The organism is Bradyrhizobium sp. URHD0069 (assembly GCF_000701345.1).
Lineage (GTDB): Bacteria > Pseudomonadota > Alphaproteobacteria > Rhizobiales > Xanthobacteraceae > Bradyrhizobium.
Genome location: NZ_JNIJ01000075.1, coordinates 1 through 13,249, shown reverse-complemented (window position 1 = coordinate 13,249; position 13,249 = coordinate 1). Strand labels below are relative to the sequence as shown.

Annotated in this window: 14 protein-coding genes and 2 pseudogenes; 8 read left to right on the top strand and 8 right to left on the bottom strand. The window is 58.2% G+C overall.

From position 1 onward, the window contains the following. From N554_RS0128865 to N554_RS37610, 5 genes and pseudogenes are all read right to left on the bottom strand, one after another. Window positions 1-1,029, bottom strand: a 1,029-nt coding sequence (locus N554_RS0128865) for a YihY/virulence factor BrkB family protein (RefSeq protein ID WP_245283750.1), incomplete at its 3' end; no start/stop codon positions are given. A gap of 67 nt (window positions 1,030-1,096) precedes the next feature. Further along, entirely contained in the window at window positions 1,097-1,675 is a 579-nt protein-coding gene (locus N554_RS42420; RefSeq protein WP_245283749.1) for a hypothetical protein, read from the bottom strand. A 330-nt stretch (window positions 1,676-2,005) separates the two neighbouring features. Then, window positions 2,006-2,080: pseudogene (locus tag N554_RS43200) on the bottom strand (hypothetical protein); the annotation flags it as partial. Beyond that, the gene (locus N554_RS0128855; protein WP_029586648.1) at window positions 2,058-2,477 is read right to left on the bottom strand and encodes a phage holin family protein; all 420 of its coding nucleotides are present in this window, start codon (window positions 2,475-2,477) and stop codon (window positions 2,058-2,060) included. The pseudogene N554_RS43200 and the gene N554_RS0128855, both read right to left, overlap by 23 nt. Before the next feature lie 15 nt (window positions 2,478-2,492). Continuing rightward, entirely contained in the window at window positions 2,493-2,888 is a 396-nt protein-coding gene (locus tag N554_RS37610) for a hypothetical protein (protein ID WP_029586647.1), read from the bottom strand. 727 nt (window positions 2,889-3,615) lie between these two features. On the opposite strand from N554_RS37610, the gene N554_RS40485 reads away from it, so the two are divergent. From N554_RS40485 to N554_RS41260, 7 genes are all read left to right on the top strand, one after another. Then, complete coding sequence (locus tag N554_RS40485; protein WP_156042169.1) at window positions 3,616-4,008, top strand: hypothetical protein; 393 nt, start codon at window positions 3,616-3,618, stop codon at window positions 4,006-4,008. A gap of 1,441 nt (window positions 4,009-5,449) precedes the next feature. Next, window positions 5,450-6,493, top strand: coding sequence for an alpha/beta fold hydrolase (locus tag N554_RS0128840; RefSeq protein ID WP_051677766.1), 1,044 nt, complete (start codon window positions 5,450-5,452; stop codon window positions 6,491-6,493). A gap of 1,358 nt (window positions 6,494-7,851) precedes the next feature. Next, window positions 7,852-8,763 (top strand): non-homologous end joining protein Ku, encoded by a 912-nt coding sequence (locus N554_RS0128830; RefSeq protein ID WP_029586643.1) that lies wholly within the window; start codon window positions 7,852-7,854, stop codon window positions 8,761-8,763. A 13-nt stretch (window positions 8,764-8,776) separates the two neighbouring features. Then, the gene (locus N554_RS0128825) at window positions 8,777-8,989 is read left to right on the top strand and encodes a hypothetical protein (RefSeq protein ID WP_029586642.1); all 213 of its coding nucleotides are present in this window, start codon (window positions 8,777-8,779) and stop codon (window positions 8,987-8,989) included. A gap of 743 nt (window positions 8,990-9,732) precedes the next feature. Further along, window positions 9,733-10,131: a hypothetical protein gene (locus N554_RS0128815; protein WP_029586641.1), complete on the top strand. Its 399-nt coding sequence runs from the start codon at window positions 9,733-9,735 to the stop codon at window positions 10,129-10,131. Between the two features lie 129 nt (window positions 10,132-10,260). Then, complete coding sequence (locus N554_RS0128810; protein ID WP_029586640.1) at window positions 10,261-10,491, top strand: hypothetical protein; 231 nt, start codon at window positions 10,261-10,263, stop codon at window positions 10,489-10,491. 243 nt (window positions 10,492-10,734) lie between these two features. Further along, window positions 10,735-10,992: a hypothetical protein gene (locus tag N554_RS41260; RefSeq protein WP_029586639.1), complete on the top strand. Its 258-nt coding sequence runs from the start codon at window positions 10,735-10,737 to the stop codon at window positions 10,990-10,992. A gap of 582 nt (window positions 10,993-11,574) precedes the next feature. Here the strand turns inward: N554_RS41260 and N554_RS40480 are convergent. Beyond that, window positions 11,575-11,745 (bottom strand): hypothetical protein, encoded by a 171-nt coding sequence (locus N554_RS40480; RefSeq protein WP_156042167.1) that lies wholly within the window; start codon window positions 11,743-11,745, stop codon window positions 11,575-11,577. A 211-nt stretch (window positions 11,746-11,956) separates the two neighbouring features. Between N554_RS40480 and N554_RS42405 the strand changes: the two genes are divergently transcribed. Next, window positions 11,957-12,190 carry a hypothetical protein gene (locus N554_RS42405; protein WP_081851463.1) on the top strand — a complete coding sequence of 78 codons (234 nt, stop codon included), beginning with the start codon at window positions 11,957-11,959 and terminating at the stop codon, window positions 12,188-12,190. Window positions 12,191-12,739: 549 nt separating this feature from the next. Here N554_RS42405 and N554_RS0128785 read toward each other — a convergent pair. Both N554_RS0128785 and N554_RS41565 read right to left on the bottom strand, forming a co-directional pair. After that, window positions 12,740-12,985: a hypothetical protein gene (locus N554_RS0128785; RefSeq protein ID WP_029586637.1), complete on the bottom strand. Its 246-nt coding sequence runs from the start codon at window positions 12,983-12,985 to the stop codon at window positions 12,740-12,742. Beyond that, window positions 12,975-13,249, bottom strand: a pseudogene (locus N554_RS41565) (hypothetical protein); the annotation flags it as partial. The pseudogene N554_RS41565 and the gene N554_RS0128785, both read right to left, overlap by 11 nt.

Here is a 13,249-nt window from a genome sequence, read left to right as displayed (position 1 = left end):
GCCTGTCGTCGTATCCCGCGCGGATTGGTGCTCGATCTCTGCGTTCAATTCCGCCCCAAGAAGAACGACGATGATGGAGAGCCATATCCAGACCATGAAGCCGATCACCGCCCCGAGTGAACCGTAGGTTGTATTGTAATTGCCGAAGTTGGCGGTGTACCAGGAAAACAGAATGGAAACAGCGAGCCACCCGATCGCAGCAAATGCGCTGCCCCATGTGATCCACCGCCACTTCGGCTTGGCGCGGCTAGGACCGTAACGATAGACAAGGCCAAGGCCAACCATCACCACAATGAGCAGTGCGGGCCATCGAAGAATTTTCACCGCCAGCTCGGCTTCAATGGCAATGCCCAGGTAATTCAAGGCGATCGGAAGCACCACCATCGCGCCCAAAGCCACAAGCACGAAGACAATCGCAGCCAAGGTGAACGTCAAGGAGATTGCATTCAGCTCTATGAAGCCTCTCTTCTCGGGCTCTTTGTTGACGAGGTTCAATGTGTCGAAAAGCGATTTGATGCCGGCATTTGCACTCCAGAGCGCGGTCGCCAGACCGACAATGAAGGTCACCCCCAGCGTATTATTTCCTTGGGCAGCGATACGCTTCATCTGGTCGCCCAGGACGTGCAGTGCACCCTCCGGAAGAATCCCGGAAAGGCTATTGAGATGCGCCGCGATGGTGTTGGGATCTGCGAACAATCCATACAATGCTACCAGCGCCGCAATAGCGGGAAACAGCGCGAGAATGGAGTAGAATGCCACGCTGGCGGCCAGCGCAACGACGCGATCTTTTCCAATATTTTGATAGACTCGCCAAAGGATGTCTTTCCATCCCAGTGCCGGAATATCCGACGGCTTGTCCGCAAGCCGACCCCGGCTGGGATCATACCCATGCTGCGGCACCCGCGGGTAATCGCTTCGACTGTCGCGCGCGTCAGCGGGTCCTGCAAACCGATGTGGTTTGAAGCCGGCAAACATTAAGACGGCGGTAAGCGCGGTTACCCACAGCGCCTCCGCCGAATGGTTTGACATGCCGCTGGCGCTCCGCACGACCATCAATCAAAGCCCGCTTCGCTCATCTTCCCAGCTCGCCGAAGCTTCAGGCGGCATCCGGGCGAGAGTTAAAGGCGTCATCCCCCTCAGTGGAGCTGGAGACCAATTCCTGCTTTTCAGCCTCCTCGGTTGCGCTCTGCAGAGCCCGCTCGGCGACCCCTTCGGCCTTTTTCAGGTGTTCCTTAGCTAAGTCAGCCGTTTTCTCTTTCACCGCATCACTGCTTTCGCCCATCAACTCATCTTCGGCTTCGGTGGAGAGCGACGCCGCTCCGATGGCCGCTCCGATAGCAACGCCGAGCCCAACCAGCACAAGCGGCTGCTCGTAAACAAAATCCTTGATGCTTCGGCCGGTCGCGGTGACTTTGCCGCGCATATCGGATGCGGATTTTTGAAGCTTGTCACCAGCGCGACGTGCCTGATCGGCAGCAACACCGTATGTCGTGGATGCGGTCTCCGCGACCGTGTCCACAGCCGACTGCGCAGCGCCTTGTGCCCGGGCCGTTGCGTCGCCTGCAAGCTCGGAGGCGGCAGCGTAGGTGGATGAAGCTGTGTCAGCGACCGAATCGGCGGTTTCGCGCGCGGTATCCTGGAGGTTTGACGCTGTGGTTTGTCCGCGCTGACCCAAGTCAGCCGCCGCTGACCTCGCCTGATCACTCCATTTCGAGGCGGTGTCAGAAGCGGTGTCCGCGGCATGTCTTACGCGCTCGGCTACCTTCTCACCTGCAGCACTGACCTTGTCGGTCGTTCGAGAGGCGAGATTATCAGCGCTCGTTCGGTTCGTTGAAACGCGTCGCCCAGAGATGGCGAGCCAAGCGAGCCCGGCCCCTGCCAAGGCAACCGGGATTGGATTGTCGACGGCCTGCTGTCGAAGGTTGCGGAAAAACATTCCGCCGCTGCTGTCGGTCGCATAGTCGACCAACCGATCGACGACGTGGCCCGGGGTCATCCGGGCGCGAAGCTCATCGAGCGTTTCGGAAATCCGCGCTCGCTCTTCCTCGGTTTCGCGTTCAAGCTGCTCGCTGGTGCTCATGGCCCGACCTCAATTGTTGCTTCGCCACGGATGCATCTTCCTGGATTTGATGGATTGCCTTGTTCGGAACCAGATTTTCGACCTTCAGCCGGTTGATGCCGACCAGCAGGAGAATGATGCCGATCACAAGGACCGCACCGCCAACGATCAGCGCCGCAGCAGTTGGTTGGAACCCCGCTTGTTCTAGCGCAGCGACGGCGGCCTGAAGGAGCACGACCAGTGCCGGCGTCAGCAGCACGGCCCCACCCACAATGAACGCCAGGCCGAAAGCCACTTGGGTGATCTTCTCGGACATTTCGGCACGGGCGAGCTGGCTTTCCTTCCGCGCCAGCGTCGGAAATTGGGTCAACAGGTCTCCGATGATTTCGGGAATGGAGCGTTCATAACGGCGATCCATGGCCTTCTCCTGCTGTTACTGCCGGTCTTCAGAGCGCGGTGCCGAACTCTTCAAGAAGCGCGATACGGCAAACCCGGCAATGACGGAGCCAGCGAAGGCCGCTGCGGGTTGCCGGCGAGCGAAATTATTGAAGGCGGACACAAGATCCTCGACACTGCGCTCGCTCAACGCTGACGATGCGCTTTCCAGCCTGTCCGCCACAGAATGGATGTAACCAGCCGCCTGCGGCAGTTCCCGGCCCAATTCGTCGGCCGCGCTGTGCACCGCACGACTTACGCCCGCCATCTGACCGACGCCTCTCGCCTTGGCTTCATCCGCCGCCTCAACGATCTCGTCCTTGACGCCACTGGCCACTCCCTTCAACTCGTCTTGCGCGTCCGTCGTGCTTTCGCCCTTCCGTTTGGTTGCCATCGCCGTTCCTCCGTCAGTCGCGGACGAGCGATCGTGCCAGCTCGGACGCGAGCGTTTCTTGAAAGCAAACCGTTCTTTTCAGGTTAGTTCCTTGGCCCGTAAAAATTTCAGGTTGGACAGGCGACCCGCACGGTCCTCGCCGCCCCAAAAGCCCACCCAAGGCGGGGCCATGCTCTTCCTAACGCTCGGAGAGCCATCGCTGAGGCCTTCAATGCCCCGGCAAATAGCTGATAGCCGACAAAGCCCCTCAGGCCACACGCAAGCAGGCAATAGACCTACACGACTATCCTTGCGGCGCTGCGCAAGCGGAACGGGATGACTGTGGCGGGTGATGGCGCGTTCGCGCGGTGCCGATTGAAAGAGGCTGTCAACTGAGACGGGCCCTAGCGGGTACATCCAGGCGGGGCAAGTTGGCGGCGTTATCCGTGCCAGTTTGGGCGGCACGTTGGGAACAAGCTTCGAGCCGTGGCTTTCAATAGATAGTGGAAAAGTCAAATCTCGCCGTTTGTGCTCTTCTTTTGACCACTTGTCCTAATAGCCCTGTGATGGGTGCCACAGCCGACCTATGGCATCCAGAAACAAGACGGCCCCAGTGCACAGCCCGCGCTGGGGCCGTTTCTTTGCGTTGGCCCTTGCCCCAGCGGAACCCCCGGCTCTCGACATGGTTTCCCGTAGAATCCTGAAGTAGCGCCGAAGATGCTGAAGGATCAAAGGATGGAGAGGCACAATGATCACGAACCAGCTGATCCTCGCTGGCTGCGCCGCAATGATTTTGACCGTTGGCACCGCGCAGGCTGGCCCATGTAACAGTACCGGTACGTCCACCAATCTGCGCGACGCCGGAGCGGGAACGCCATCGGGAGATACAGGTCAGACGGCCGGTACCGGAAGGTCAGCGGCCAATGAACACACGCCAACTGGTACAATGAACCGCGCAACAGGAGAGGTTGCGACATCTGCGCAGGATGCTGAGAAGCAGATGCAAGGCCGTGCCACGGCAGCACAACAGGCCCAAGACGCCGAACCATCAGCGAAGATGACGGACAAAGACCAAGCGACGGCTTCACGGCAAACCCAAAGCCCGGAGCCATCAGAAAAGATGACGGATCAAGGCTGTTAACGAACCGGGTGGCGCGACGGGTGCTTACCTCCGCGTCCGGATGCACCCAGAGATAAGGCGCGATCTCGCGGTCTCGGTCAGCTTGATCATGTGCACTGGGCGGCGCGTGCGTTAATCCGTGGACCGACAAGGCAGAAGACGTCGACTACCGTTTTGGTGGTGTTAAAAGTCAAAGTTCCGGTGAACGTTTGAATCGTGCTGAAAGTCGTCACTGCGCCGCCCGCCGCTGCAGCATGCATTGAGGGAAATTGATAACGGGATTGAGAGAAGCGCCACGCGCGGCATGGGCGTCCAGAAGGTCAATGAAGGCAGCCCAGCGCGGGGCCTCAAATGAGCTAAACTCTAGGACCGGGTGTCTGCCAACCTTTTCCGAAGTATGCGCCTGTCCGGGAAGGGTCTTCCGATTCTTCTAGCTTGGTCGCGAACGCTTATAATGGAGCGGTTGAACGCTGCCGCCGCCCGAAAGATCGACACGCCTTGAGCCACGAAGGCTCTAAGACGCTCGTTTTCTTCTTCAGTCCAAATGCCTTTCTTTCCGCGCGGTAGGGGACTCATGGCGACGATCCCTTGTTGAAGGCGGGAGCGCGACACTCTCAGTAACCGATAGACGTCTGCGGGCGGCCATTACCGAGCCTACTTCATTCGGCGGCGAACTTTCGTCCACTTGTGTACACAAGTTCAAACAGTATCTACTGGCCGAATTAGTCACCGCGTTTGCGGCGGCTCTGGACGTCTTGCTGACGCCAGGATGAACCTCCCAAAATGGGTGGGGTCTTTTCCAAAGCCGTGGGGTGGACGAGCCGATCCTGTTCCCGAAAAAGGCCCCAGCACGGGGGAGAGCTGAGGCCGTCAGGACAACGCTGTGCCGAAGGCTATCGGCACGATCCATCAAATTGCAATATAGAGGATTGTTCCCGACCGCCTCGTCTTAGCGCCTCCTGCCGCTCGGAACATGTCTCGAAAATTTGGATTGGTTCATAGGCTGTGTGCCGTACACACGGCTGGGCACGGCCTTGGTCTCGAGGTTCCAGCCCGCAGGTTAGGGTCGTGCCTCTCAGTTCACGTTCAGTGTAACTCTAGGTATGTACAAGGGGCACGTTAGGCAGGACGGTACCTGTTCACGCTCCTCACCACTTCGTGTTGTCTTAGCTGCGCCTGCCGCCCATGATTGAGCTGGCGAAGCAGCTTTCGGGCTCCGTGTTGAACCAACGAGGTGCCCCAGAAAAAGAGCGGGAGTGACAACGAAGTCGCGGCCGGAGTAGGCGAAATGAAATTCTAGCGCAAGCGGCGAACCGGGAAGGGTCGGCTTCTGCTTCTTCATGGTTAGCCGAGAAAGCGCCCTGGCGATCCCCATTAGGCCTTGGCTGATCGTCGGGCTGTTTGCTCTGACAGTCGTGATGTGCGTGTTCTCCGCCATCCGTACCCGCAGTGAGAGCCAAGTGTGATTCAGAATTCGATGTTCCCGATGTTCTTCATGAGCGACGCCCTCAGGCGCTCGCTTGGTTGGCTACTGGATGACTCAGGGTTCGCACCGCACGAAGCATCTTGGCACGTCGTGCTAACGCAACCAGATCTTCGGTTGCGGCGCTATGGCGAACACGCCGGAACCGCTGGTCCTGTTTTGATTGTGCCTGCCCCGATCAAGCGGCCCTACATATTCGATCTCTTGCCGGAGGTGAGCGTAATACGGCGGCTCACCGAAGCAGGCTTTTCTGTGTACCTGAGCGAGTGGTGTGAAGAAGAGAGCGGAAGCGGCGACCTGAGCAAGAGCGTGGGGTCACTCCGAAGTGCACTCGAGAAGATCGCAAGCGAGCATGGGCGAGCGCCGATCGTTGTCGGCCATTCCCTTGGCGGAACGCTTGCCGCGATACTCGCGGCAATCGAGCCGCTTCGCGTTGACAAACTTGTCCTGATTGAGGCCCCGCTGCGCTTTGGCGAACAGACCGGAGCATTACGACCGATCACGGTCTATGCAGACTGTTGGCTTTTCGGTAGGACGGTTGAGCCCATTCCAGGAAGTCTTCTCGATGTAGCCAGCGTTGCCGCGGCTCCGGAGGAATTTGCTTTTGGGCGTTGGAGCGATGCCTGGGCCAGCTTGCCGGATGTTGAAGCCTTTGCCATTCACGCCCGGGTCATTCGTTGGAGCCTTGACGAATTCGCGCCGCCCGCTCCATTGCTTCAAAGCGTAGTTGATTTGCTCTATCGCCAAGACCGGTTCGCGCGGAACGAGCTTCGCCTGCTCGGCCGTTTAGCCGGTTCAGACTCGCTTGCCGAAATACCCATCGCCGCGATCGTGGACCATACAAGCCGCTTGGTTCCGCCCTCGTCCGCTTTGGAGCCGCTGAGCAGTCCAACCGTGTTTGCCTACGTGCCGGAAATCGGCGTCGGGCTGCAGCACGTAGGGCCGCTCGTCGGCCGGCATGCCCATCGAGAGATCTGGCCCCGCGTCATTGAGTGGATGCGCGGGACTCATCGGCATGCTTGATGAAGATCGACGAAGGAGCGCTGCTAGCTGCAGAATAGAAGAGCTCGCGTTTAGGGACCGAGCGCTTACAGTGCCGATGCACAACAACGCGCAGTGACATCGTCAGGAGGGGAACTGGGCTTGTTTGTGAATCGTATTGGATCATTCGCCGCAATCAAAGAACACGCCAAGGACGGTCCGCAAACCACTTTCGATCGTGCTCTAAGAAGGCCGCGGTTCGCGATCAGCTGACTGCTGTCGGCGGCTATCGGCACGATCCATCAATTGGAATATAGAGGATTGTTCCTGACCGCCTCGTCTGAGGTGCTGTCCCGAAAAGAAAATGGCCCCAGCATGGGGCGTAAGCTGAGGTCGTCAAGTTTTGTGGCTAGGCGGCTTACGGCTCCGTTCCTGTGTGGAGTTGATTTCCGCGAAGGCAACACGGATGTGCGGCTAAGAACATGGATAGCTGATGGATGTCTGCGTCATCGTATCCAGTTCGGCCAACAACCATCTTCCTGGTGACGTCCGGTACGGTGCCGACATCCGTCATTGAGCAAACGTTGGCCAGCATCTTTCCAAACCGCGCGCGGTCCATATAGTCGGATCGCGTCGGCCTTCTGTATCTCGACCACTCGGCGACAGCGTAGGCACTCGACCCGCAGCAATTCTCTCGGCACTTCCGATACCCGGCGCTGTTCAATAGGCAGCGATGGCTTGCCGGCCGCCCGAGGGTCGGCCAGGACGCTATCCCACCACTCCGCCGGCGGCGGGTGGTCAGGTGCCGGCCAGCAAGTCTCCGGCATCGTCCGGCCCCGCTCCCGGGCCAGCTTCTCCATCTGCCTGGGGCTGGGCATTCGCCAAGAGGCGGGTCGATCGCTCATGACCATGGTTAGAACAAAACTCGAACATTGAGCAAGTGAGTGCTAGTGTGGAAAACGCGAATCTGCGATTACGCCGTGCCCCGGAACATGCGAGTCCTGCCGCTATTCTAGATGTTATAGCCGGGAGGCAAATTCCACACCATGCGAAGCGCCGCACAAGCCAAGCGACAAGGGGCGCCCGTCAGGCAGCCCTACCGAACGCTAGACGGCTGGGCTATCGGCCTCCTGCTGGAAATACACGCCATCAAGGAATGTGAAGAGCACGGGCATATGCTTGATCGAACTGATCCGGACGCATGGAAACGGGCCCGTGAAATAGCATCCAAGTACCCCTTCAGGGGAGCCACCCCGGCCGAGGCAGTGCGGGCTCTTGATGATGTCATGCAGTCCTTCGGAGACACCTGCCCCGAGTGTAGATGATTCAATTTTCGGCACTTTTGAGCCTTTGGCGCGTCTCCTATATTGAGCATTCAGTTCAGTTGAGTGGAGTATTCGATGGCCCCGCGCGCCAATTGGAAGGGTTTTTTGCGCCTTTCGCTCGTCACCTGCCCGGTCGCGTTGTATCCGGCCACTTCCGATTCCGAAAAAATCAGCTTCAACCAGATCAACAAGAACACCGGCCATCGGATTAAGTATCTGAAGGTGGATGCCGACACCGGCGAGGAGGTTCCATCCGAAGACATCATCAAAGGCTACAAGGTCGATACCGACACCTATGTCGAAGTGTCGAAGGACGAGCTGGAAAACATCGCGCTCGAGTCCACCCGCACCATCGACATTGACGAGTTCGTCCCAAAGAGCAGCATCGACCCTCGTTACCTAATCCGCCCCTACTATCTCGTGCCGGACGGCAAGGTCGGTCACGATGCCTACGCCGTGATCCGCGAGACCATCCGCAATATGGATATGGTCGCTATCGGGCGCGTGGTTCTGACGAGCCGGGAGCACATCATCGGCTTGGAGCCTCTCGGCAATGGGCTGATGGGTACGCTCCTGAGGTATCCCTATGAAGTCCGCTCGGAGCACGAGTACTTCGATGACATCCAGGATGTGAAGGTCACGAAAGACATGCTCGATCTGGCGAAGCATATCGTCAACCAACGGGCATCCACTTTCGAGCCGGACAAGTTTGAGGACCACTACGAGGAGGCCCTTACCGAACTCATCAACGCGAAGCGCCAAGGGAAAGCCATTGGCGCGAAGCCACGACCGCGCGGCGAGAACGTAGTAGACCTCATGGATGCCTTGAAGAAGAGCCTGGCCAACGAAACTGCTCCAAAGGGCAAGAAACCTCGCAAGGCTGCCGCAGGTCAAAAGGAAATGCTGCTACCAATCGAGGGGAAGCGAGGCGCGGACAAGAAGGCCGCCAAGTCTGAGCGGTCAACTGGACGCAGGAAAGCAGGATGATGGAGGTGAAGTTATGAAAGGGCCAAATCGGACGAACAAAGCTGCCGTAGCTGCACAGAACAATCAGGTCGAACCCCCGTCGCAGGATGGCGAGCAGAGCGTAGACGAGCAGGTTGCCGAAGCCGTGGAGCAGTCATATGGGCGCAAGCTCGTAGGCGGGCCAGCCAATCTGTCGGAAGAAGAACGTCAGCGAATTCAGGACAAGTGCGCCAACAGCAAAACGTGATGCGGAAGACACGACCCCAGCACGCACGACCCCAGCACGGGGGAAAGCTGGAATCGCCTTTCAGGCGAGACGTGCCGAAGCGAGACCCGGCACGACTCTGATGTAGACTCGCAATTCGCCGATCCCATAAATTCTGTTTTAAATCCAAGAGTGCCTGTGAAATGGCAAGTGGCCTAATTCGGCCAGCGCGTCAAAAGAAACGGCCCCAGCTCGGGGGTACAAGCTGAGGCCGTAGCCTTTGTGCCTTGGGCAAACTCGAAGCACACGCGACTTCGCAGCGGGGTTTCGTTGCTTAATACCAGCGGCCCCGGCCGTACCAGCCGCCGCCGCCAAGCAACAGAACGAGAAGGACAATTATGAGAAGCGTGGTGGTATCCATGTGCGTCTTCCTCGGAACGCGCGTATTGCGCAGCCTGGAATTCTGGCTTTTTGACAACATTTAGCTGGGCGTTCGGTTCCGAGTTGGCGCAGAGTGACGCCAGCGTGAAGAATATCTCGAGGCGCATGCGCGCAAAAGAGCTGCCACAGTTGTACCGCGCTTACATCCAGAATACCGGATCGAGCGGTCGAGAAACAGCGCCTGAAGCCAATGGGCCTGAGCACCGACGCCGCTCTGCATGCTAAGATTGTTCGACGTTTGCAAAACCGATTGTAGCCAGATTGGAAGGAACCACCTCGTATCTGTGGACGTTTCCCTGCATCCCTCATTTCGAGCGAGAGATACCTCAAGCAGGAGGTTTCAGATGTCCACACGCATAGCGATCACATCAGCATTCGCCCTTACCCTCGCATCGCCGGCGCTTGCTGATTGCAACCAAGAACTGAAGGCGCTCGAACAGAATGTCGTTTCCGCGGAGACGGGCGCAAGCCCGAGCGAATCGGGAATGCCGGCGACCAAGCACCAGAAGGAGCTTCTGGCCGGCAAGCAAAAGAGCGGTGAGCCTGAAACCACTGGATCAACGGCGGGGGCTGTGGAGCCCACTTCACCGCATCAGGAGCAAGTTACCGGCAAACGCAGCACTCAAAGTGCCGAACATGCCAGCCAACTGATGGCCGAAGCCCGCAAGATGTCCGAGGCTGGCGACGAACAAGAGTGCATGAAAAGAGTGGCAGAGCTCAAGGACATCCTAGGAGTTAAGTGAGCGATCGATTAAAACTCGCTAACCTCGCAATTAGGGCAGTGGAACAGAACGAACCTGCTCAGCCGGGTTAGCTGTCTTCATATGGAACAAATGACTTCTCACCTGTTTGGTCCGCCAAAGGGATCTCTCATGGTGCATGAGACTACAGTCGAACGGGTGACCAACCGAGTATGGGGCATCTTCTCCTCTCTCGATCACGGCATTGCCGGGAACAACAATCGCCGGGCGTTACTTAGAGCGTACATCGCATCGCTTGCCGAGCGCGGAGAGCACAATGCCGACAAGCTCACGGTTGACGGCCTTGTGTATTTGAAGAACCTTACTTCCCACAAGAAGAAACCGGTTAAGCGCAGGGCTTGATAGCAATTTCGATGCGCGGTCTCGCTTTATCATAGCCGCGCTGATCGCCAGTATCGCTATCTGGCTAAGCTGTCTACGCAAAGGACGGGGCCGGCGCGGCTTTGGCGGCGTCGAGCCGGAGGACAGGAAGGCCAGTCTACCATCCGTCGACGCTGTCGATTGGGCGCTAGCGTGTTGAGAGGCAAGCCGGAACCTCTGCCCAGGCAATCCTGTTAGAATAACAGTCATAAGTTGGAGCGGATCATGAGCTACGTTTTGAGCTTGATCGTGGCTGCGACTGTGTGGGGCGCTACCCAAGCCGGTTCAGAAGAAGCTGGCCTTGGAATTGGTGTTCGTTGGGTAGACAACGGCGTCACGGTAGGGACAAGCCTAAACCGGTGTTACGATACGGAGTGGAACACGGCCGCGATCAAAGAAGGAGAATCGGAACCCCCAGAGATGATCGCAATCATCGAGAGAAATCGCGAAAACCGCGAGCGCCAGGTAGTCATCGATCGCTAACATCCAATTTCCCTCAGCTGGCGCGCGATATCGACTGCGCGCCGCTGGTGCACATGATCAAGTTGACCAAGGCGCGCAAGATCACGCCTTACGTCTGGGTGCATCCGGACGAGGAGCGGTGAGGCGGCCGACCAAAAGAAACGGCCCCAGCGCGGGGGGCGAGCTGAGGCCGTTGAGGCTTGGTGATTGTGCCGAGCGCAGGCACGGCACGTCGGTTAATTCGCAAGCCCCAAACCAGTTCCCCCCACAGTGGCCCTGTTTTGAAGCACCAAAAAAGGCCCCAGCGCCGGAGACGACTGGGGACCTTCAAGTTAGTGTCTCTGGGGGCGCCGGAGACACGGACCAATAATCAAATGCATTGCGGCTTGTTCCGGACCTAAAGAAATGCTCGCCTCCGGAACATTTTTCGGTGCCTGTTTTTTTATGCTTAGCATTTACCGAGCGGCCACGAGGGAGGCGCTGTTCCGGTAGATGTCAGGGGTCCGGGCTCCCTCGCCGGGCTCCGCCTCAGTCGGCGGGCTCTTTCAGGACGGGCCAAAGCACCGTCACGCAGGGGCGGAGCCGATGTGCTGTACCCCCAGTTCAGCGTTGCTTGTTGGATGATTTTCGATTGGCCTTTAACACGTCGGCCTGCTTGCGATACGCCTTAGCAAGGTTGGAAAGGCTCTGCGCCGCTTCCACGTCAGATATTGCCCGCGCCATGCGCTCCGATTTCTTGGCCTGCTTATTGAAGAATTTGGTTTCCTTCACCATCGCCGCACCTAGTGCTAGGCGGTACCACGAGCGCCCTTGCGTCTCTCGCCGGCGGCCTGACGGGTTCGCGTGCACATTGGTTAAGCGGAGGGAAAGCCGTTTGTTCCGAAACCGCACAGTTGTGTCTCCGGAACGAATTCACCGGTCAAGGCTTGACCCGGCGTTGCGATATCGGTCGCAAACCGATGATAATGAGGGATGTGGAACCAGAATGTCCCGATTGCCATTTGTCGTTTTGGTTTTGTCAGCGGGCTTATGTTCTGCATCGGCACAGGGTGGTGGCCATCTCGGAACACCACAGGAGCAGCAAGCTTGTTCGCCCGATGCTTCCCGCTTTTGCCGAAAACAACTGAATGATGATATGGCTGTTCAACAGTGCCTGCAGCAGCACCGAGCAAAGCTGAGTAGGCCCTGTAAAAAGGTCTTTGAAAGCCATGGCATGTAGCGGGTCAGAGCCATTCATCTGAATCCCGGGCATCGGCTTGAATCCCGGTTCTGTTGCGGGAGTCGCGTTTGTGTCTGATCAGGATTTGGTTCGCGACGCGGTGCAAGAAGCTCAGCGGGTTCTGGCTGAATATGCTCCGCCGGGTCCACGCCGCAATCCAGATGAGACAATAGCATGCTTCCATATAACATGCTTCTATACTTGCTCGACCGGCGCGACGTGGTGCCTGCTGTCAGTCGGTTGCGCGCACGCCACGGGTTGCATGTCGTGAAATGATTCCCGGCTCGCTAAATGCCAAGCGCCCATGGTCACTAGACGATGACAAGCGACTGCGGGAAATGGCTGAAGCTGGAAGGAGCGTCACGATGATGGCGCTTAAACTCAAACGAACAGTCAGCGCTGTCCGCGGTCGATGCAGTGTCCTACAGATTCCAATTCGCGGCCGGAAGAGAAAAGGCTCGCCGGGGTGAACCGCGACCTTGGCAGCTTTGCTTCGGTGGCAACAGGTCCCATACACGGGCCGCAGACGTTTACGAGGCTGCGGGCAGATCATCGTCTGCGAGCAATGGCGACACCTAACAGGAACGCGACTAACAGTGAACCGAGAGGCGCTTCGCGGGCAAGATTGCTTAAGATGCTCAGCGGCATGCCGGGCTTACGGCCGGCATCGATCGCGGCGCCGACACGGTCCACCGTGTCTTTTACTACTTCAGATACCTTTTCAGTAGCGGGCTCGGGCTGCGGAGATAGGTCAGGACCAGCGTGGAACGGGGGCTGCGGAATGTCATCGCTCATGGCTTGATCTCCAATCGATTGATGCAGCCAATCGATCAGGTGATAAATCGTTCCGAACTTCCTTGGCGCGCTGGCGGGCGTGTTCAGCGTTGATCTTCGCGGCGCCAATCCGGCCGCCCCAGATGACCTCTCGCGATTTCGTGCCCATGGCGGGCGTTACAGCGCCCCCTGCGAGCGCAGGCAATGCCACTAAGAACAGATACCCGGAACGGCTCAGCGAATCTCGTCCCACCCGTTCGCTCGCTAATCGCATCGAAAAGACCC

What these genes read in the sequence shown, in the direction of transcription:
- N554_RS0128825 (WP_029586642.1), top strand. Translation starts at nt 8,777, where the DNA reads ATGAAAGGGCCAAATCGGACGAACAAAGCTGCCGTAGCTGCACAGAAC.
- N554_RS40480 (WP_156042167.1), bottom strand. Translation starts at nt 11,745, where the DNA reads ATGGTGAAGGAAACCAAATTCTTCAATAAGCAGGCCAAGAAATCGGAG.
- N554_RS0128785 (WP_029586637.1), bottom strand. Translation starts at nt 12,985, where the DNA reads ATGAGCGATGACATTCCGCAGCCCCCGTTCCACGCTGGTCCTGACCTA.
- N554_RS37610 (WP_029586647.1), bottom strand. Translation starts at nt 2,888, where the DNA reads ATGGCAACCAAACGGAAGGGCGAAAGCACGACGGACGCGCAAGACGAG.
- N554_RS40485 (WP_156042169.1), top strand. Translation starts at nt 3,616, where the DNA reads ATGATCACGAACCAGCTGATCCTCGCTGGCTGCGCCGCAATGATTTTG.
- N554_RS0128830 (WP_029586643.1), top strand. Translation starts at nt 7,852, where the DNA reads ATGGCCCCGCGCGCCAATTGGAAGGGTTTTTTGCGCCTTTCGCTCGTC.
- N554_RS42405 (WP_081851463.1), top strand. Translation starts at nt 11,957, where the DNA reads ATGTCCCGATTGCCATTTGTCGTTTTGGTTTTGTCAGCGGGCTTATGT.
- N554_RS0128810 (WP_029586640.1), top strand. Translation starts at nt 10,261, where the DNA reads ATGGTGCATGAGACTACAGTCGAACGGGTGACCAACCGAGTATGGGGC.
- N554_RS0128855 (WP_029586648.1), bottom strand. Translation starts at nt 2,477, where the DNA reads ATGGATCGCCGTTATGAACGCTCCATTCCCGAAATCATCGGAGACCTG.
- N554_RS0128815 (WP_029586641.1), top strand. Translation starts at nt 9,733, where the DNA reads ATGTCCACACGCATAGCGATCACATCAGCATTCGCCCTTACCCTCGCA.
- N554_RS41260 (WP_029586639.1), top strand. Translation starts at nt 10,735, where the DNA reads ATGAGCTACGTTTTGAGCTTGATCGTGGCTGCGACTGTGTGGGGCGCT.